Source organism: Flavobacterium sp. FlaQc-48 (genome assembly GCF_044007335.1).
Lineage (GTDB): Bacteria > Bacteroidota > Bacteroidia > Flavobacteriales > Flavobacteriaceae > Flavobacterium.
In genome coordinates this window covers 48317-67287 of sequence record NZ_JBIPCR010000010.1, presented here as the reverse complement: position 1 = coordinate 67287, position 18971 = coordinate 48317, and the positions used below count along the sequence as shown (strand labels likewise).

Genomic DNA, 18971 nt, shown 5'->3' with positions numbered 1-18971 from the left:
AGAAAATTGGAATTTGGAATTTTATTTTTGGAACTTAAAATTAAACTATATCCCATGAAAAACATCATTACCCAATTCTCAAGATTATTTGTCGGAGTATTATTTATCATTTCCGGACTAATTAAATTAAATGATCCTGTTGGATTCTCATATAAATTGGCCGAATATTTTAGCGAACCGGTTTTTAATATGCCTTTTTTAGAGCCATTGGCTTTAGGATTAGCAATCTTTTTAGTAATTCTTGAAGTTGTATTAGGAGTGATGTTATTGGTAGGTTACAAATCAAAATTGACTATCTGGGCGTTATTGCTATTAATTATTTTCTTTACCTTCCTTACCTTCTACTCTGCTTATTTTGATGTCGTAAAAGATTGTGGCTGTTTTGGAGACGCTTTACACTTAACACCTTGGCAATCCTTCACAAAAGATATTGTTTTATTATTCTTTATTCTGATTTTATTTATCAATAAAAAATTAGTAAAACCTTTATTCTCAAGTGCCGTAACCAATATCGTTACGTATGCAAGTGTTGTTTTATGCATTTTTATGGCCGTTTGGGTTTTAAATCATAATCCTATAAAAGATTTCCGTCCGTATAAAGTGGGAACAAACATTGAGAAAGGAATGGAAATTCCGGAAGGCGCACCAAAATCTGTAGTAGAAATGATTTTTATTTACAAAGTAAATGGTGTTGACAAGGAATTTGCCGAAAAAGATTTAGCCAACATTCCAACAGGTGCTACTTTTGTTGATCGTAAAGACAAAGTAATCACAGAAGGTTATGTGCCGCCAATTCATGATTTTACAATGGTTAAAGATGATTCTGATTATAAAGATGAATTATTGAAAGAGCCAAAATTATTAGTTTTTGTTACTTACGATTTAACGTTATCTAATCCTGACGGAATGAAAAAATTAGCAGGTTTAAGTAAAGAAGCTAAAACAAAAGGGTATAAAGTAATTGCAATGACAGCTTCCGGGGCTGATGAGATAGCAAAAGCTAAAAAACAATATGGTTTAGATACTGATTTTTACTTCTGTGATGCGACCGCTTTAAAAACGATCGAAAGAGCCAATCCAAGTATTGTAGTTTTACAAAACGGAACCGTAATTCAAAAAGTACATTACAACGACATTCAGGACCTGAAATTGTAATTTTTAATTCGACATACATACAAAAGCATAATGACTAAAATATTTAAATCTTTACATTTTTTACTCCTTATGCTTTTTTGCATTTTGGGTTTTAGCCAGGAAAAAACAGCACCTACAGATCAGCGTTATATTTTCTTTCTGCACAATAAATTTGTTGAAGAGAATGATTTGAATACAGCACATCCGGAATATGGTAAAGCCGAATACAATGAAATCATAAGCTCTTTTAAAAAAGATAACTTTATAGTTTCCAGCGAAATCAGAAGTAAAAATACCAACGCTGCAACCTATGCCAAGAAAATTGTAAAGCAAATTAATAACTTATTAAAAAAAGGAATTTCTCCAAACAGCATAACCGTAATAGGGACTTCAAAAGGCGGTTATATTGCGCAATATGTTTCGACTTATTTGGCAAATCCTAATGTGAATTTTGTTTTTATTGGATGTTTTCGGGACTCAGACGTGGAAGAAATCCCGGAAATTAATTTCTGCGGAAATATTCTAACCATTTATGAAAAATCAGATGTGTATGGTGTTTCTGCTATTAAAAGAAAAGAAACTTCGAAACTAAAAATAAATCACTTTAAAGAAATTGAACTAAATACCAACCTTAAACATGGTTTTTTATTTAAGGCTTCAGACGCATGGATTATACCTTGTAAAAAATGGGCAAATGGCAATTATCAGTTACATTAAAAGCCATAAAATAACATTCCGAAAAGCCTTTGGCAGATTCTAATTTCAGAATAAATACCGAAGGCTTTTTTATGTTAATCTGACGTTTTTTTGCTGATACAATTGCTTCCAAAATAAAAAAAACGCTTCTTTTTGCGTTTCTTTAAAATTTAAATTTCAAAAAATCTCATTTTCCTTACCTACTATTACGATTTCATTCCGGTTTTTCTAACCTAAATTTGCTGTTTTGTGATAAAATAAAGCTCTCCTCAAATTTTGTTAATCTCCATTTGGCATTCGATTTGTTTGTTTAACTTTGTTGGGAATCTTTTATTTTTTGAAATCACAGTGAATTGAAATCAGAAAAACCAACAGATTTAAAGATCCTTTTAAATTCCAATTAAAAAGCAAATATTATTTACTTATGAAACAAATAGCCCTGATTGTAATTGCATTTATTACCTTTTCATGTTCACAAGCTCAGAAAACAAGTTTTTCTAAAGAAGCTTTATCTGAAAAATTATTAACCGTTGATGGAGGTCAGACTTCTTTCAAAAACATCTTAAAAAAATACAAAGGCAAAACTTTGGTTATCGAAGTTTGGGCTTCGTGGTGTGGCGATTGTGTAAAAGCAATGCCAAAACTAAAAGAATTACAAGCGAACAATCCTGATGTTTCTTACCTGTTTCTTTCGGCTGATAAAACGGCTGACAAATGGAAAGCCGGAATTGAAAAACACGAATTAAAAGGTGATCACTTCATGATGAACGACGGTATGAAAGGTGTTTTTGGAAAAGCTATTGATTTAGACTGGATTCCAAGATACATTATCATTGACAAAACAGGAAAAATTGTATTGTACCGCGCCATTGAAACTGATTTTGACAAAATTAATGAGACTTTAAAAAGCCTGAAATAAAATTCAATAATAAAGCGATAACACTGATAATTTCAAAATTCAATATCAAATGTTATCAGATAATGATAAACAAAAAAAAGAATAAAATAAAAACTACCAAAATGAGAAAAAAGATTGTTGCAGGAAACTGGAAAATGCATAAAAACGCAGAACAAACTGAAGAATTATTAAGCGAATTAATTACTAAAATACCAGCTCAAACTACCGCTCAGGTAATTGTTGCTCCAACATTTGTAAACTTACAGGCTGCAGTTGCTAAAGTAAAAAACACTACAATTGGTGTTGCAGCACAAAACGTTCACCAGGCTGAAGGTGGTGCTTTTACAGGAGAAATTTCTGCTGATATGTTAACTAGCATTGGTGTAAAAACCGTAATTCTTGGGCACTCTGAGCGTCGCGCTATTTTTCACGAAACTGACGCTTTAATTGCTCTTAAAGTTGATACTGCTTTGAAACACGACTTAACTGTAATTTTCTGTTTTGGAGAAGAATTAAAAGACCGTCAATCAGACAATCATTTTAATATTGTTGAAAACCAATTACGTGATGGTTTATTCCAAATTGCAAAAGAATCATGGTCTAATGTTGTTTTAGCATACGAGCCAGTTTGGGCTATTGGAACGGGAGAAACAGCTTCACCGGAACAAGCGCAGGAAATGCACGAATTCATCAGAGAAACGGTTCGTAAAGCTTTTGGAGCTGATATCGCTGACGAAGTTTCGATCTTATACGGTGGTTCTGTAAAACCGGATAACGCTAAAGAAATCTTCTCTAAACCAGACGTAGATGGTGGTTTAATTGGAGGTGCTGCTTTAAAAGCAGATGACTTTTTAGCTATTGTAACTGCTATCTAATTATTAGATATTAGATATTACTATAAAAAAAGTGTTCGCAAAGCGAACACTTTTTTTATGCTTTATTTTTTTATATCATTATATCACATGTCGAAAAAACTTAGTTTATAAATGCTTTCAATAAAGGGCAATTATACTTTTTAAAAGTTGGTGTTGTTTTATAGATTGAATACAAGTTAACCAGCTCCTTCCCTGTTTTAAACGGATTTTTTTCTTCTTCTTCCGTAGAAATGATGTTAGCGTAATGATTATAATAATTACATTCAAAAATCATTAAACTGGCTAAGGCTTTTTCGTTATTACTTTTAGACATTTTCAATGCTTTCTCGTAATACATTTTAGCCATTGTTAAATTGTAATAATTACCTTTCTGATATCTTTTTTCATTTTCAGAATTGTCCCCATACACATAATCAACATACGATTCTCCCGATGACCAGTCGTATGCGAGCATCATCCAGGAATTTCCCTGATAGGAAACATTAAAATAAGCATGTGCCAGTTGTAAGTTGCTTGCTGCCGTATTTTGTTTTTTTAACTGAATCAGTTTTGATATGAATTCGGCTTTATTAAAATGATAATCAAATCTACGTTCTTCAGGTTTTTGAAGAATTTTTGGCGTCTTAAACGGGTTTTCATTCAAATAGTCTTTATAAGCATAATTCTTCTCCCAAAAGTCTTTTGGCATGCTGGCAAAGGTTTCATAAGCCAATTCTAAATTATTATTCCTGAAAGCAATCGTTCCTTTTAAATCCTTATAATAATTTATATCCGAAGCGATCGTCCCGGAACAAATGTATTTTTCAAAAGGTGTTTTATCTTCCTTTTGCTGTAAAGCAATCAAATGATCCATATCTTCAACCGTTGCCATTCTGTCAAAGTAACCAATAAAATCATACAAATAAGCCTGACTGTTATTATATCCAAGTTCAGACTGAGCATATTCCCCTCCATTTTTAATATCTGATTTCATCATTAATAATCCTGCTGTCGCGCGATCGCCTTGCCTGGCAAAGTCTCCGCTGGCAATTCGGCACAAACTGTATAAATTCTTAAACAATCCATAATCTGTTTGAACCAGATTTTCTACGGCCTCAAAATATTTAAAAAGCTGGTCTTGCACTTTTTCATTTTTCAGGTCATCCTGCTTTAAGGAAACCAGAGCCAACTGAATATTTTTCTGCATTTGTATCGATGCATTGGCTTTATCAGAGATCATACCGGTATACTTTTTCCCCAAATCAATATCATCACCTATAAAACAAAGTTGTGCGATTGCTGCAGTGATATACTCTTTTTGCTCCCCTGATGTTTGTTCACGAATCGAAATCAAAAAGTATTCAAACTCTCTCAGATACAAAATATCTTTACTGAGGTTTTCTTCTTTTGCTTTTGTATAATTCCCGTACCAGGCGTCTCTGTCAATTAAAACTGAAGCACTTCCTTCATTAGTATATTGTGGTGTAAAAATCCAATCTTCGAGTTTGTTGATTTCCCTGCCAATAAGAAAGCTCAAATTAATACTATCGGGACTTAGCTTATATACTTCCTGAATCGTCTTTAAATCCGGTGCGGGATTGCGAAAACTTTCAATCGAAAGAATTACACTTCGTTCTTCGTCATTTTGGGCCAAAGCGAGAGTTTCTGTTGTTAACTTCCAATTATAATGTTGCAGGACAGCAAACGATTTTTCTTCACAAGACGCAAAAACTTTACTTAATAAATAATTTTGCAACGGTAAATTGTCAACACACAAAGCCTTGTAATACAAAGCCCACGGTTCTAAAATAGTATTTTTATTATTGGTAAAATAATCATCATATAAACGAATCACTTCATTCTTATCCTGAGCATAAAAACTATATCTCAGAATCAAAAAAGCATATCGCTGTTTTAAAAAAGGATCCTTTGCTGTTTTAATTTTCTTTTCAAAATCATTTAGACCGGCTAGTTTATGATCTTTGCTTCCATACCCTATTTGCCCCCAGGATTCCCATTTTACATCCGGATTACTATTGTATTCCAGTTTCTTAGCAAACAGCATATAATTTAAAAAAGCTTTATTTTTAGATAATAGCAAAGCTTCGATAAAAGTATTTTTCTCAAATACCTTTTTTAATGATTTAGATTCGTAAGCCGTTTCAAATTGCTCCCCATCTGTTTCATATAAAATAGTATAAACATCTTTAGGATTAACTGAATTGCCTAATTTTTTCTTCCACTCTAAACAATTTAATTCCTGATCGGCACTTGAAACCGAATCAGTGGAATAGTAATAATTTGCCGAATAATAAAAAGGGGTTAATTTAAAAAAGCCCTGGCGCTGTACTTTAAACAAAGCCAATCGGCTGGTTTCAGGAGAAGATCCCCAGCCACAAGCCCAAGTAACCTGAAAGCTTAAAACTAAAAGTAAACTACTAAAAACTCGAATAATAGTCTGATATATTTTGGGTTCCATAATCGTTTATATATTTTTTATCAAAAGAGAAAAATGTCACTTTGGTTTCATGATCAATTTTTATTTTACTTTTTACAATAGAAATCATTTTTTCCAGTTCAGCTTCAGAAATTTTCTCGATCCTGATTTCATCTCCATTTCGCAAATACGTTTGTCCCACTAATACATCATCCTGCAAGACATATTTGCTGTCTGATAATTTCTTTGCTTTAATGGTATCATTTCGCAACTCATCGTAATCTGACAAAATACCTTTAAACTGATTTCCTCTAAAAACAACTGCCCAGCTATACAATGGCAAAGCAATATCTAATTTTAATTTATACTTATCATGAGTGATGTATTTTGCCAGCTCATCGCTGGTTCCTATCGAGTTCTTTGTTTTAAAATCATCCGGCTTTGTGAGATTGTAACACATCAGCAAGCCTTTATCTACTGGCGGGGTTCCGGCTTTCTCTGCATATTTATACTGCCAGAGTCTAATTGTGGCAGCTAGTTTTGCAGTTGGAATTTCTTTTTTAATTTGCTTCAGTAAATAAAAATAATTCTTTTGGGATTTTTCGGTCCAGTCGCAATCAATCAAAATCTCTTTAAAATCGACTTTTAACTTGGCCAGTTCAATTGATCGTACCGAGTCATAATTGATGCTTTTATAGTTTTTTTGTTTGTAATAATCCTTAGGATACGCAATTTCCTCGGCAGTTTTACTTGCTTTGGCTTCGTTAATCTGCACTCCAATTTGTTGTATGCGTTTTGCAATTCTGGATGCCAGACTATCTAATTGTTTGTTATCAGATTGTAAAACCACTTCGTTTGTTATAAAAATACCTGGCGTAATTTCAGGATTGCTGGCATTTAATCTTATATCATGAATGGTTGCAACGGGTAAAGGTTCTTTAGCATAAGGATTCCAATCGACATCAAAGAAGCGAACATACAGGTGCTGCATTTTCAAATCTTTAATAAGTGAATCGTCTTGTTTATCAAAATTCAAGTCTGTTTTCCAATAACAAAATGACCGTATAACTTCATGTTCTTTCTCACAAGTGGCTCCATTAAGTACCACAAAGAGCAAAATAAAAATGATATTCTTCATATTCAAAAAAATCCTTACAAATTTCAATCAAAATTAACACTAATAATGATTAGAATCCCAATTATTTATGAACAACTTCTACTTTGGATTCTTACCTTTGCAAAAAAATTATTTATGTCAAATATATATTTAGGATACCATTTTACAATTGAGCCAAAAGAACCGGGTTCAGAAATTTTAATTGCTGAATTAGGCGAAAAAGCGTTTGAGACTTTTACAGAAACAGAAAATGGAATTTCGGCTTTTGTAAAAAAGGATTTATGGGATGAGAATATTCTGGACGACATTTATATTTTACAATCGGAAGAGTTTAAAATTGAATATACTGTTGAAGAAATCGATCAGGTGAACTGGAATGAAGAATGGGAAAAGAATTTTGAAGCGATTGATGTAGACGGAAAATGTCATGTTCGTGCTCCTTTTCATCCTAAAACAGATGCTGAATTTGATATTGTGATTGAACCAAAAATGAGTTTTGGAACTGGTCATCATGAGACTACGCACATGATGATCCAGCATTTATTAGAAATGGATGTTGAAGGTTTAAAAACGCTGGACATGGGTTGCGGAACAGCAATTTTGGCCATTTTAGCCGAAATGAAAGGTGCACAGCCAATTGATGCTATTGATATTGACAACTGGTGTTATTTAAATTCAATTGAAAATGCTGAACGCAATAATTGTAAACATATTACCGTTTACGAAGGCGATGCCGCTTTATTGGCAGGAAAAAAATACGATTTGATTATTGCCAATATCAACCGCAATATTTTGTTGAATGATATGCAAAGTTATGTTGATTGTTTAAATAAAGACGGTATAATATTGTTTAGCGGTTTTTATGAAGAAGACATTCCGTTTATTGATGCTTCATGCACAGAAAAAGGATTAACATATGTTAAAAAGTTTCAAAGAAACAACTGGGTTTCATTAAAATACGTAAATTAGATAGTTGATTATCTGAAATTTAAACGGGCCAAAGGTTAAAATTTGGTAAAGAAAATTAGTAATTACAAAAGTACAAAAACCTAAAAACATGAGTACTAAAGAAAAAGTAAGAGAAAGAGTTCGCGAAAAGGAAGCAACGAGTTTCAATAACGAAATCATTGTTTATAACGATGATGTCAACACTTTTGATCACGTAATTGACACTTTAATGCGAGTTTGCAGCCATACGCCTGAACAAGCAGAACAATGTTCCTTAATTGTACATTACAACGGAAAATGCACTGTAAAAACAGGGCCAATAGACAAACTAAAGCCTCAGTGCACTCAACTTTTGGAAGCCGGTCTTAGCGCCGAAATTGTTTAATTGCAAATAATTATAAAAAACATTCTATTTTATTCCGATTCAGAATAAAATAGAATGTTTTTTTTATGCCTAAATTAGAAGAATCCGGAAATATTTTCTTTCCATAAATTACTAAAAGTAAAACCTATGAAAGTGATTAAGCTTTTTCTCTTCCTTATCCCTGTAATTTCAATTGGTCAGCAAAAATTCAATGCCATTCGGAAACAATTAACCGAAAGCAAAAAGTATGAGTATGTATATAATTTTGAAAATAATTATGCCGTATTCAGAACCTTTAAGGGAAAAATGGGATTGATTGACACTACCGGAAATGTGATCATCAAACCAAATTATGACTATATTGATAACAAAGAAGAACTTAAAAACCTGTTCGAGGCTGGCCTCACTATAAATAAAAAATATAAAAGAGGATTTATTGATTTAAAAGGCAATATCAAAGTTCCATTTGAATATGATGATGTTTTTTATTTTGGGCATGGTCTTATCAGGGTTACAAAAAATAATAAAACCGGTGTTGCAGATACTTTAAATAAGATTGTTTTACCTCTCAAGTTTGATTATATAATGGAACAGGATGGAATTTTGTTTGTTCAGACTGCTAATACAATTGATCTCTTTGATGCTAAAGGAAAGCCGTTAACCAATTTTAAAGCAAAAGACATTGATTATTTTACGGACAATAAAGCTATTGTAACGCTTCAAAACAACACTAAATTAATAATCGACAATCAGGGAAAGATAGTTTTAAACCCAGTTAAAAATCATCAATTCGAAAGGGTTATAAATTCAGACTCTTATATCATTCGCAATACACTCACGAAGAAAAAAGGTATTATAAATTCTTTGGGCACTTATGAAGTTGATTGCAAATATGATGATATTTCCAACGAAAAATCAATTTATATTGTTCGTAACCAACTTAAATACGGTATAATTACAAAAAGGGATTCCATCTTAAAACCATTAATTTATGACGCAATTTATGCTGCAAATTATAAAGACGATACCCTGTTTCAAAATCAGTTTTTGGCAAAAAAAGGAGGATTTGAGGGCATTATCAATCCTGTTTCAGAAAAGGAAATAATTCCGCTTCGATATAAAAGTGTACAAATCTTTTCGAATTATTTTATCGTAACCAATTCTGAAAATAAAAATGGTTTGTTTTCAGAAAAAGGGGAAAATATAATTAAAGAAGATTACGAATTTTATAATGTGTCCCAAAATAAAATTTTCGCCACTAAAAATGATAAAAAATACCTTCTTACACTTGTAGATACTAATTACTCTGAAGTCGAAATTCCCGTTGATCATTTTGTTAAAGAAAAACTTTTTTTTACCGGATTTGCCAAAAGTAAGTATCAGATTTTTAAAAACGGAAATAAGCTGGGTGTGATCAGCAACAAAAATGAGATTGTAATTCCGTGTGAATTTGATGCCATCGAACAAATTTATTCTTCTTCAGAATTTATCGTTAAGAAAAACAATAAATATGGTGTTGTAAACGCAAAGAACCAAATTGTTTTAGCCATAGAATATGATACTTTCCAATTCATGAAAGAATCTTTCAAGTTCGAAAATAAAAGCAAAAAAGAAATAAAATATTATGCTCTAAACTTTTCTCAGGGTTCTGAATAAAAAGTCACTCCTGATTAACCAAGAAAAATGGTACCCAAATCTTACCTCCTAATTGAGCACTAAATTGTTTGCTTATAAATAATTTAAAAAGCATTCTATTTTATTTTATATTTGAATAAAATAGAATGCTTATTTTATGGAAGAATACGGAAAGATATTGATTATCGCAACGCCTATTTTTTTAGTTTTAATTATAATTGAAAAACTATATGGCATTTATAAAAAGGACGATACCGCTCCTTTGATTGACAGCGTGTCCAGTATTAGCTCCGGAATCACCAATTCTGTTAAAGATGTTCTGGGATTAAGCCTTACATTTATCTCTTATGAATGGATGGTTTCTAAAATTGCCATCTTTCATCTTGAAGCCAATATTGCTGCCTACTGTATTGCCTTTTTTGTTATCGATTTTTATGGCTATTGGAGTCATCGATGGGCACATCAAATCAATCTTTTCTGGAATAAACATGCCATTCATCACAGTAGTGAAGAGTTTAATCTTGCATGCGCTTTACGCCAGCCCATTGCCAGTTTAGCCAATTTGTTTACTTTTTTACTGGTACCCGCAGCCCTATTAGGCGTTCCTGCTGCTGTAATTGCCATTACTTTGCCACTTCATTTATTTTTACAATTTTGGTATCATACCAAACATATTAAAAAAATGGGGTTCCTGGAATATATACTAGTCACACCATCCCATCATCGGGTACATCACGCAATAAATCCGGAATATTTAGATAAAAACCACTCACAGATTTTTATTTTCTGGGACAAGCTTTTTGGTACTTTCCAGGCCGAGTTAGAGGATGTTCCGCCTGTTTTCGGTATTACAAGGCCAGCGCAGACCTGGAACCCTATTCGTATTAATTTTCAACACTTAACTTTACTGATAAAAGACGCCTGGCGTGCTGATAACTGGAAAGACAAATTCACAATCTGGTTTAGGCCTACCGGATGGCGACCGGAAAATTTTGAAGAGAAATATCCTGTAAACAAAATCGAAAATGTTTTTGATTTTGATAAATACGGTACACAAAACTCACAAAAACTGGTGTATTGGTCTGTTACACAAGTTTTAATAACACTTTTATTTGTGACATATTTATTTGATAATATTGCCAAAATTGGTTTGCCAAATATCTTTGTTTATGGCTTTTTTATTCTTGTTACCATCTACAGTTACAGTGAACTGATGGATAAAAGTAAATATGCAGTTTTCTGGGAAGGCTTCCGTTTTAGCATTGCAATAGGGATTATAACGTATTATGGAGATTGGTTTGGTTTAAATCATGCTTTTTCTGCAAGTAACTATATTATTTTAGGTTATTTAAGCATCTCGTTTTTAATTACGATTTACTTTGTAACCATCGATTTTAAAACCATCCCGAACCAACCCATAAATTCATTAAACCGCTTATGAGAAATGTTACTTTTTTTAAAATCTATATTCTTTTTAGTATTTTATATCTCATTGTTTTGCTTTCGGGGCATGAAAACCTGGATTTATTTTTAAAACCAATTTTAATTCCTCTATTAGGATTTGGGGTGTACTTTTATCAGAAATTTCCATCAAAAAATATTCTTTTAACCGCCTTGCTTTTTTCCTGGATCGGAGATGTTATTTTGCTTTTTGCCGACATAGCCGAAATCTATTTCATATTAGGATTAGTCTCGTTCTTAATTGCCCATATTGCTTATTGTGTACTGTTTAACAAACAAAACACCTTAGAACTTCACATCAATAAGGCTCTTTTTATAATTGGAAGTCTCCTGATTGCCTTTTATTTAATTGGGATGATTACTGTTTTAATGCCCCACTTAGGCGAATTAAAAATACCTGTAGTTGTTTATGCCTCCGTTATTTCGATCATGCTTTTATTTGCTTTTAACGGCTATTTAATCTGGAAAAGAAAAGGTGCCTTGTATATTTTTTTAGGTGCTGCCGTATTTGTTGCTTCAGATAGTATACTGGCAATGAATAAATTTCATGCCCCAATTTATAAAAGTTCGTTTTTTATTATGCTTACCTATCTTGTGGCACAATATCTGATTGTAATGGGTGTATTAAAAATGAATCCGAAAAAGTGAGTACAAAACAGGAAAGTTATTCTATTTTGACCCGGCCTGAAGGATTATAAAAAATGAATTCGCAAAATCTGCATGTCAAAAAACTTTTACTTTTGTATCACCAATAAACTTAAATCATGAAAAAAATAGCCCTTTTTATCGTTTTATTAATTACTGCGACTTCTTGTGTGAGTACCAGGTCGACTTTAAAAAATGTTGATGACAATGCTCCGGATCTGGTTTTAAAGAAAGATAATACATTTGTAATTACGCTCTTTAGCAGCGATAAAAAATACGGTTACGATCCTGACTATCCCGTTAATATTTTTTTCAGAAATACAAAAGATGAAGCTTTAAACGAAACCCGTTTTTTAAATGCTTTAGCCGGACCAAACGGTGAAAAAATAACTTACACACGACTTGAAACGTGTTGCCCGTTCCCTACCAAGCGAAGTGACATGGGGGCAGGATTTCTAAATGTTTATGAATTAAAATGGGATGGTCAAAAGAAGCCTGTAAAACTTTATTTGAATATTTACGAAAAAGGGATTTTAATGGTTCCGATGGGATTGAGCCTTAAAAAGCAATAGTTTTATTTTCCTGATATGGGTAAGAAAATTATTTTTGGCACTGTCTGTCTGTTATTAGTCTTGTTCGGATTTACGGTCCGGGGATTATATTTAATGGAAATCGAAGACCATTATGGCGATTTGCAAGAGATTTATTTTGATTCAGAAAGTGGTGATATAATTGTAAATAATCAGACTGGAAAGTTTGGTTGTATCTCCAAAAACTGGAAACGGGCCAATGTAATTACAAAGGAAAAAGATACTTTAGATTTATATGAGCTAATTTATGTAAATCAAAAAGAAAATAAATATGAAGTTTTTAGAAGCAAAAATAAATTAAAAATGAAAGACTTAAGTTTTGAAAAAATAGTAAAACTAAAAAAGGATAATTTGATCGCAACTATTATTAAAAACTAAAAAGGAATCAAATATATGTACGGCATAACACCTTTAATTTTAATTATCATCCCCTTACTGTTCCAAATTATAATTGGAAGAAAAGCAATTGGTGAAACAATTTCATTGAAATTTGGAATGGTTTGCCTGATTAGTCTGATTGCACAAATAGTATTATCTATACTGTCTTTTTACATTGTTTCTTATAACTTTAATAAATATTTTGAACAAAATCCGGATTCATCCAGATGCGGAATACCACTTCTGGGTTTTATTATGTTATCTTTCCTTTTTATTGTAATTCTCATCATCGTAATTATTATTCAATATTTCATAAAAAGATCTTACGAAAAATAATCCTGTACTTGGTAACATGATTACTAATGCTCTTTTAAAGCGGTTTCGAGCAGTTATACTTTGCCTGTAATATGATAAATATCATTTAGTAGTTTTTGGCATTATCTTAATATTGCTCTTTATAAAACATTTATGATTTTAGATACATTACCTGTCAAATCCTAATAATTGCATTAAAAGCCAGCCTTGCTAAAAAACGGAAATCATTTTTGAAGAAATTCTGTTTTTTCAGGGTTTTACAGCGCGACCAACAGAAGCTCCTGCAAAGCCCTGGGAAAAAAAGGTTTAGAATAAAATATTGGAGCAGGTAGCAGAATTGGCTTCTTAAAATAATCTTAAATCTTAATCTGCTATTCATAAATCATAACTACCTTTGCACTGTCAAAAAATCATATTATGAACATACAACATATTCCACAAATTAAGCATACTGAAAGTGGTAACTTCTTTTTATTGGCGGGACCTTGCGCTATTGAAGGAGAAGAAATGGCTCTTAGAATTGCTGAAAAATTAGTTGGTATCACCGACAAACTTCAGATCCCTTATGTTTTTAAAGGATCATTTAAAAAAGCGAACCGTTCCAGAATCGATAGTTTTTCAGGAATTGGTGACGAAAAAGCATTAAAAATTTTAAGAAAAGTTTCAGAAACTTTTCACGTTCCTACAGTAACTGATATTCATACGAATGAAGATGCTGATATGGCTGCGCAATACGTTGACGTTTTGCAAATTCCTGCCTTTTTGGTTCGTCAAACTGATTTGGTTGTAGCTGCGGCCAATACCGGAAAGGTGGTCAACCTGAAAAAAGGACAATTTATGAGCCCGGAAAGCATGAAACACGCTGTACAAAAGGTATTGGATTGTCATAACGAAAACGTAATGGTTACAGATCGTGGTACTATGTTTGGTTATCAGGACATGATTGTTGATTTTAGAGGGATTCCTACTATGCAACAATATGCTTCTACGGTTTTGGATGTAACACACTCGTTGCAACAACCTAACCAGACTGCCGGTGTTACGGGCGGAAGGCCTGATATGATCGAAACAGTAGCCAAAGCAGGTATTGCTGTAGGGGTTGACGGTATTTTTATCGAAACTCATTTTGATCCGGCTAATGCAAAAAGTGATGGTGCCAACATGTTACACTTAGATTATTTTGAAGGCTTAATGACCAAGTTGGTTGCCATTAGAAAAACAGTTAACTCATTTTAAATTTTTAATACCATTTCATTGAAAACAAATATTTTATTTTTCTTCTTGTTGTGTTTTTCAATAAACACTTTTGCTCAGGAGGAAATCGCAGTACAAAGATATACAGCTCACAATAAAGGAAAATTTTTCGTTTCGTGGGGAGGGAACAGAGACAGTTACACTAAATCTGATGTAAATTTCAGAGGTAAGGATTACAACTTTACTGTTAATGATATGAAAGCTCATGATAAACCAAAAGGATGGCATATTGATTATGTGAATCCGGCAAACATGACCATTCCGCAAACTAATTTTAGAATGGGGTATTTCATTAGCGACCATTATAGCGTTTCCATTGGTTGGGATCACATGAAATATGTGATGACACAAAATCAGACAGCAAATGTTACAGGAAATATCAATTTACCTGCTGATCAGACTGGATCTTTTTACAACGGAGTTTATAATAATACACCTGTAGATATGTCTCTATATGGTGCTCAGGAAGGCGGTTATGATAAAGGCACTGTTCAGGGAAATCCTCCTGCTTTTTTAATGTACGAACACACCGATGGTTTGAACTACATTAATACTGAGGTTTCAAGACATGACGATATTTCTAAATTGTTTGGTATAACTAATACTGATAAAGTTCAGATTAACTTAACTGAAGGTTTAGGTGCGGGACTTTTATATCCTAAAACCAATGCAACCCTTTTAGGAAAAGAACGTCATGACGATTTTCACGTTTCCGGTTATGGTTTATCTGCAAAAGCAGGAATTAACTTTACTTTCTTCAAATATTTCTATATTCAGGGTGAGTTAAAAGGCGGTTACATCAACATGCAGGATATTAGAACTACAACAAGCAATGATGATAAAGCTTCGCAGGACTTTTTCTTTTTTCAAAGAATTATCGCTGTAGGCGGAATTTTCAGAATCTAATATTTCGCAAAAAATATTCAAAAATAGCTACCATTTATTTGGTAGCTATTTTTTTTATTATTTACTTTGTAACTCAAAGTTCTTTTTAATTTAATTAAACTTTAAAAAAAATAACTGACCTGAATCTTTATTAAGTACTTTTAGCATTCAATTTTAAAAAGATGAAAAAACAAAAATACCTGTTTCTTGGAATTACCTTTCTGCTAAGTTTTGGTTGTGCTTTATTTGTGGCAATGTCCGTTTTTCCGAATAATCCGTTTTCAAAAACAAAAACAGAAAATACAATTCAAAGCAAGCTTAAAGATGGGGATATCATTTTTCAAACTTCACAATCTCCGCAATGTGAAGCTGTACGTATTGCTACTAATTCTAAATTTTCGCATTGTGGTATTATTTACAATATGAATGGAAAATGGTATGTTTTTGAAGCTGTTCAGCCTGTAAAACTTACATTGTTTGAAGATTGGATTCAGCATGGAAAGGATAATAAATATGTCGTTAAGAGACTAAAAGATGCTGACAAAGTGCTGACTCCGGAAGTGCTTCAAAAGATGAAGGATTATAGTCAGCAATTTAACGGAAAAGAATATGATGCTTATTTTGAATGGACCGATACCAGGATATATTGCTCTGAGTTAGTTTGGAAAATCTATAAAAATGCAGCCGGAACTGAGCTTTCAAAATTAAGAGAATTAAAAGACTTTAATCTAAGCGACCCAAGGGTTCAAAAGATATTGAAAGAAAGATATGGTAATGAAATCCCATTAGAAGAAAAAGTCGTTGCCCCTGTTGATCTCGCCGATTCTTATTTACTAAAAACAGTTATAGACAATTATTAAAAATGGCTACGAATTATCAAAAAAGCTAATTCAATACGATTGGCTTTTTTATTTATTAATTCACTTTGAAACTCAAAGAACTTTTAATCTAAAAACATGAAAGATATCTTTATAGAAAAAATGTACGAATGGACCAGAAAACCTTATCAAAAGTATTTCAAGAAAAACGCTCCGTGGAAAATTGATCAAACGCAATTGTGTCAGTATCCTAAAGATAGCTTAGGATTTGGTTTAGGAACTTTTCTGGATAAAAATCATTTTGATATTCAGCCCAAACTGGAAGACCATGATATCATTCATGTCTTAACCAATACAGGAGTTTCGGTTGTTGAAGAAATAGGCATGCAATATTATCTTTTAGGTAACGGCAAAAAAAGTATGTATTTATTTTTGGTCATACTTTCCGGTACACCCTTCTATCCTAAACGGTTCCGGTATTTTTTACAGCAATACAAAAGAGGAAAACAGGCACTTCCTTTTTATTATCTGGATTTTTCGAAAATGCTTTTTATGCCCATTCAATCCATTCAACAAACTTTTAAAATTTAAATTATGAAAACTATTCACAACAAACCTTTTGAAGAAAAACAAGCTGCAGAGTTAGCAATTGGCACTTTTGTAATTAGTACCCTTTTGTTTGTATTTTATATTCTTTCAAATGAAAGTCCTACTGTTTTGGTTATTGCATCGCCATTTGCTGCTTCGGCCATAGCAGTAAACATTATTATGCTGACCCATTTAACAGACCGTTTTATCCACTTCCCGCATTATCGAAAAGACATTGCTTTTAAGATCCTGATTATACTTTCTAATGTTCCTGTAACCTTTTTGTATTATTTGGTTGTAATGAAGCTTTAAACAGGGTAGCGTATGATAATTGTAACAGGACTCATCTCTAAAGAACCTGAGTTCTTAAAATAAAAATTTCTATGTCAGTTCAAAACCTTGTGATGAGCAAAATGGGAAACAAAAAAAAGCTACAAGTATACACTTATAGCTTTTAGATATTTAATTTTTTAGCCGTTTTTTAATTTGCTGTTGGAAGAACAATACCGTTTTGATCCATTAAATACATTAATGTTGTCATTGTTGCAGCACCAAGTTCCAGTTCTCTTTTATTGATGGCATCAAATTTATCATTTGCTGCGTGGTGGTAATCAAAATAACGTTGTGAATCTGGTTTTAAACCTGCTTTAACGATTGCTTTAGAGGTTAAATGTCCAATATCTGAACCTGCATGCCCTATTGTAAAACTATGTACCAGATAAGGCTCAAAAAGATCTTTATACTCTTTTATTTTTTTATAGTTTGCGTCATCAGCTTCTATAGAAAATCCTCTTGGTGTAAATCCTCCTGAATCGCTTTCTAATGCAAAAATGTGGTTTTCATTGTTTTGTTTCGAAACTTCTTCATACCTGGCTCCTCCTTTTCCACCATTTTCTTCATTCATAAACAACACTACACGAATGGTGTTTTTAGGTTTGTAGTTTAAGTTTTTCAGGATACGAACGACTTCCATGCTTTGTACTACTCCTGCTCCGTCATCGTGCGAACCATCAGCCAGATCCCAGGAATCTAAGTGTCCGCCAACTACCATTATGTTTGATGGATTTACGGTTCCTGTTAATTCGCCTATTACATTATAAGACAATACATCCGGCAAAGTCTGACACGATTGTTTGAAATAAAATTTTAAAGCCGGATTAGCTTTCAAAGATTTACTTAGCAATTCTGCTCCGTTTGTGCTAATTGCAGCAGTGGGAATATATTGTTCTTTTGGCAAATCGCCATAACTTTGAGCACCTGCATGAGGGAAATCGTCTAAACGTAAATTCATCGAACGAACAATTGATCCTACAGCCCCAAGTTTTGCAGCTTCTTTTGCTCCGGCAAATCTTTGATCGACACAGGCTCCGTATGATACAAAAGTTTCAATATTTTCAGGGTTCATTGGTCTGTTAAAAAAGACAATTTTACCCTTTACTTTATCTCCCAATTCTTTTAGTTCATTAATTCCCTGTACTTCTATAATTTCGGCTGTTAGTCCTGTTTTTGCAGTTGCAACTGATCCTCCTAAAGCGCAAATTGGTACAATCGTTTTTACTTTTCCGTCAAGGATGTAAGCCGTTTCTTTTTCGCCACGAACCCAATGAGGCACCATAACTTCCTGCAGATAAACTTTATCAAGTCCTAAGCTCTCAAGTTGTCTTTTAGTGTACTGAACGGCTTCTTCAGCGGTTGGTGAACCCGATAAACGTGCACCAATATCATTGGATAAATACTCTAACCAGGAATAACACTTCGATTCGGTTAAAGCCTTTTTGTAAAATAATTTAATGTTTTTCTCATCATTTGACTGTGCAAAAGATGTCAATCCGTTTAAAACCAAAACAGTTAAAAGAATCGTTTTTTTCATAGGTTATGTAATATTTTTTGGTTGTGTTACAAAGGAACAAAATTCTTTAGAACTCCCATTGATTTTATGTATCCTTTTCCAAAA

20 protein-coding genes are annotated in these 18971 nt (G+C 32.7%); 17 read left to right on the top strand and 3 right to left on the bottom strand.

What is annotated here, in order from left to right; translation table 11 throughout:
- The first annotated feature begins 54 nt into the window (after positions 1 to 54).
- The 4 genes from ACHRWY_RS16260 to tpiA all read left to right on the top strand — a co-directional run bounded on the left by ACHRWY_RS16260 (position 55) and on the right by tpiA (position 3603).
- On the top strand, positions 55 to 1155 hold the full coding sequence (locus ACHRWY_RS16260; RefSeq protein WP_395356089.1) for a BT_3928 family protein: 1101 nt from the start codon (positions 55 to 57) through the stop codon (positions 1153 to 1155).
- A gap of 69 nt (positions 1156 to 1224) precedes the next feature.
- Positions 1225 to 1851 carry an alpha/beta hydrolase gene (locus ACHRWY_RS16255; protein ID WP_395356087.1) on the top strand — a complete coding sequence of 209 codons (627 nt, stop codon included), beginning with the start codon at positions 1225 to 1227 and terminating at the stop codon, positions 1849 to 1851.
- 403 nt (positions 1852 to 2254) lie between these two features.
- Complete coding sequence (locus ACHRWY_RS16250; protein WP_395356086.1) at positions 2255 to 2749, top strand: TlpA family protein disulfide reductase; 495 nt, start codon at positions 2255 to 2257, stop codon at positions 2747 to 2749.
- A 101-nt stretch (positions 2750 to 2850) separates the two neighbouring features.
- Positions 2851 to 3603, top strand: coding sequence for a triose-phosphate isomerase (gene tpiA, locus ACHRWY_RS16245; RefSeq protein WP_395356085.1), 753 nt, complete (start codon positions 2851 to 2853; stop codon positions 3601 to 3603).
- A 100-nt stretch (positions 3604 to 3703) separates the two neighbouring features.
- On the opposite strand, the gene ACHRWY_RS16240 is transcribed toward tpiA, so the two are convergent.
- Together ACHRWY_RS16240 and ACHRWY_RS16235 are read right to left on the bottom strand one after the other, a co-directional pair.
- On the bottom strand, positions 3704 to 6061 hold the full coding sequence (locus ACHRWY_RS16240; RefSeq protein WP_395356084.1) for a hypothetical protein: 2358 nt from the start codon (positions 6059 to 6061) through the stop codon (positions 3704 to 3706).
- On the bottom strand, positions 6021 to 7157 hold the full coding sequence (locus ACHRWY_RS16235) for a hypothetical protein (protein WP_395356082.1): 1137 nt from the start codon (positions 7155 to 7157) through the stop codon (positions 6021 to 6023). The genes ACHRWY_RS16240 and ACHRWY_RS16235 overlap by 41 nt, the downstream gene beginning before the upstream one ends.
- Positions 7158 to 7271: 114 nt before the next feature.
- Here ACHRWY_RS16235 and prmA point away from each other — a divergent pair, with 114 nt between their 5' ends.
- The 13 genes from prmA to ACHRWY_RS16170 all read left to right on the top strand — a co-directional run bounded on the left by prmA (position 7272) and on the right by ACHRWY_RS16170 (position 17329).
- Positions 7272 to 8105, top strand: a complete 834-nt coding sequence (gene prmA / locus ACHRWY_RS16230) for a 50S ribosomal protein L11 methyltransferase (RefSeq protein WP_395356080.1) — start codon at positions 7272 to 7274, stop codon at positions 8103 to 8105.
- Positions 8106 to 8193: 88 nt separating this feature from the next.
- Positions 8194 to 8469 (top strand): ATP-dependent Clp protease adaptor ClpS, encoded by a 276-nt coding sequence (locus tag ACHRWY_RS16225; protein ID WP_395356079.1) that lies wholly within the window; start codon positions 8194 to 8196, stop codon positions 8467 to 8469.
- A 126-nt stretch (positions 8470 to 8595) separates the two neighbouring features.
- Complete coding sequence (locus tag ACHRWY_RS16220; protein ID WP_395356077.1) at positions 8596 to 10104, top strand: WG repeat-containing protein; 1509 nt, start codon at positions 8596 to 8598, stop codon at positions 10102 to 10104.
- Between the two features lie 136 nt (positions 10105 to 10240).
- Positions 10241 to 11524, top strand: a complete 1284-nt coding sequence (locus ACHRWY_RS16215; protein ID WP_395356076.1) for a sterol desaturase family protein — start codon at positions 10241 to 10243, stop codon at positions 11522 to 11524.
- Positions 11521 to 12192 carry a lysoplasmalogenase gene (locus ACHRWY_RS16210; protein ID WP_395356074.1) on the top strand — a complete coding sequence of 224 codons (672 nt, stop codon included), beginning with the start codon at positions 11521 to 11523 and terminating at the stop codon, positions 12190 to 12192. Before ACHRWY_RS16215 ends, ACHRWY_RS16210 begins: the two co-directional genes overlap by 4 nt.
- Before the next feature lie 116 nt (positions 12193 to 12308).
- Positions 12309 to 12761, top strand: a complete 453-nt coding sequence (locus ACHRWY_RS16205; RefSeq protein ID WP_395356072.1) for a 2-dehydro-3-deoxyphosphooctonate aldolase — start codon at positions 12309 to 12311, stop codon at positions 12759 to 12761.
- A gap of 15 nt (positions 12762 to 12776) precedes the next feature.
- Complete coding sequence (locus ACHRWY_RS16200) at positions 12777 to 13157, top strand: hypothetical protein (protein WP_395356071.1); 381 nt, start codon at positions 12777 to 12779, stop codon at positions 13155 to 13157.
- Between the two features lie 15 nt (positions 13158 to 13172).
- Positions 13173 to 13493, top strand: a complete 321-nt coding sequence (locus ACHRWY_RS16195; RefSeq protein WP_395356069.1) for a hypothetical protein — start codon at positions 13173 to 13175, stop codon at positions 13491 to 13493.
- 396 nt (positions 13494 to 13889) lie between these two features.
- Positions 13890 to 14708: a 3-deoxy-8-phosphooctulonate synthase gene (gene kdsA, locus ACHRWY_RS16190; protein ID WP_395356067.1), complete on the top strand. Its 819-nt coding sequence runs from the start codon at positions 13890 to 13892 to the stop codon at positions 14706 to 14708.
- Between the two features lie 18 nt (positions 14709 to 14726).
- Complete coding sequence (locus ACHRWY_RS16185; protein WP_395356065.1) at positions 14727 to 15632, top strand: hypothetical protein; 906 nt, start codon at positions 14727 to 14729, stop codon at positions 15630 to 15632.
- Between the two features lie 161 nt (positions 15633 to 15793).
- Positions 15794 to 16471 carry a YiiX family permuted papain-like enzyme gene (locus ACHRWY_RS16180; RefSeq protein ID WP_395356064.1) on the top strand — a complete coding sequence of 226 codons (678 nt, stop codon included), beginning with the start codon at positions 15794 to 15796 and terminating at the stop codon, positions 16469 to 16471.
- A 96-nt stretch (positions 16472 to 16567) separates the two neighbouring features.
- Positions 16568 to 17020, top strand: a complete 453-nt coding sequence (locus ACHRWY_RS16175; protein WP_395356063.1) for a hypothetical protein — start codon at positions 16568 to 16570, stop codon at positions 17018 to 17020.
- Positions 17021 to 17023: 3 nt separating this feature from the next.
- Positions 17024 to 17329 (top strand): hypothetical protein, encoded by a 306-nt coding sequence (locus ACHRWY_RS16170; RefSeq protein ID WP_395356061.1) that lies wholly within the window; start codon positions 17024 to 17026, stop codon positions 17327 to 17329.
- 169 nt (positions 17330 to 17498) lie between these two features.
- Here ACHRWY_RS16170 and ACHRWY_RS16165 read toward each other — a convergent pair whose 3' ends face one another.
- Entirely contained in the window at positions 17499 to 18887 is a 1389-nt protein-coding gene (locus ACHRWY_RS16165; protein ID WP_395356059.1) for a M20/M25/M40 family metallo-hydrolase, read from the bottom strand.
- Positions 18888 to 18971: the final 84 nt, after the last annotated feature.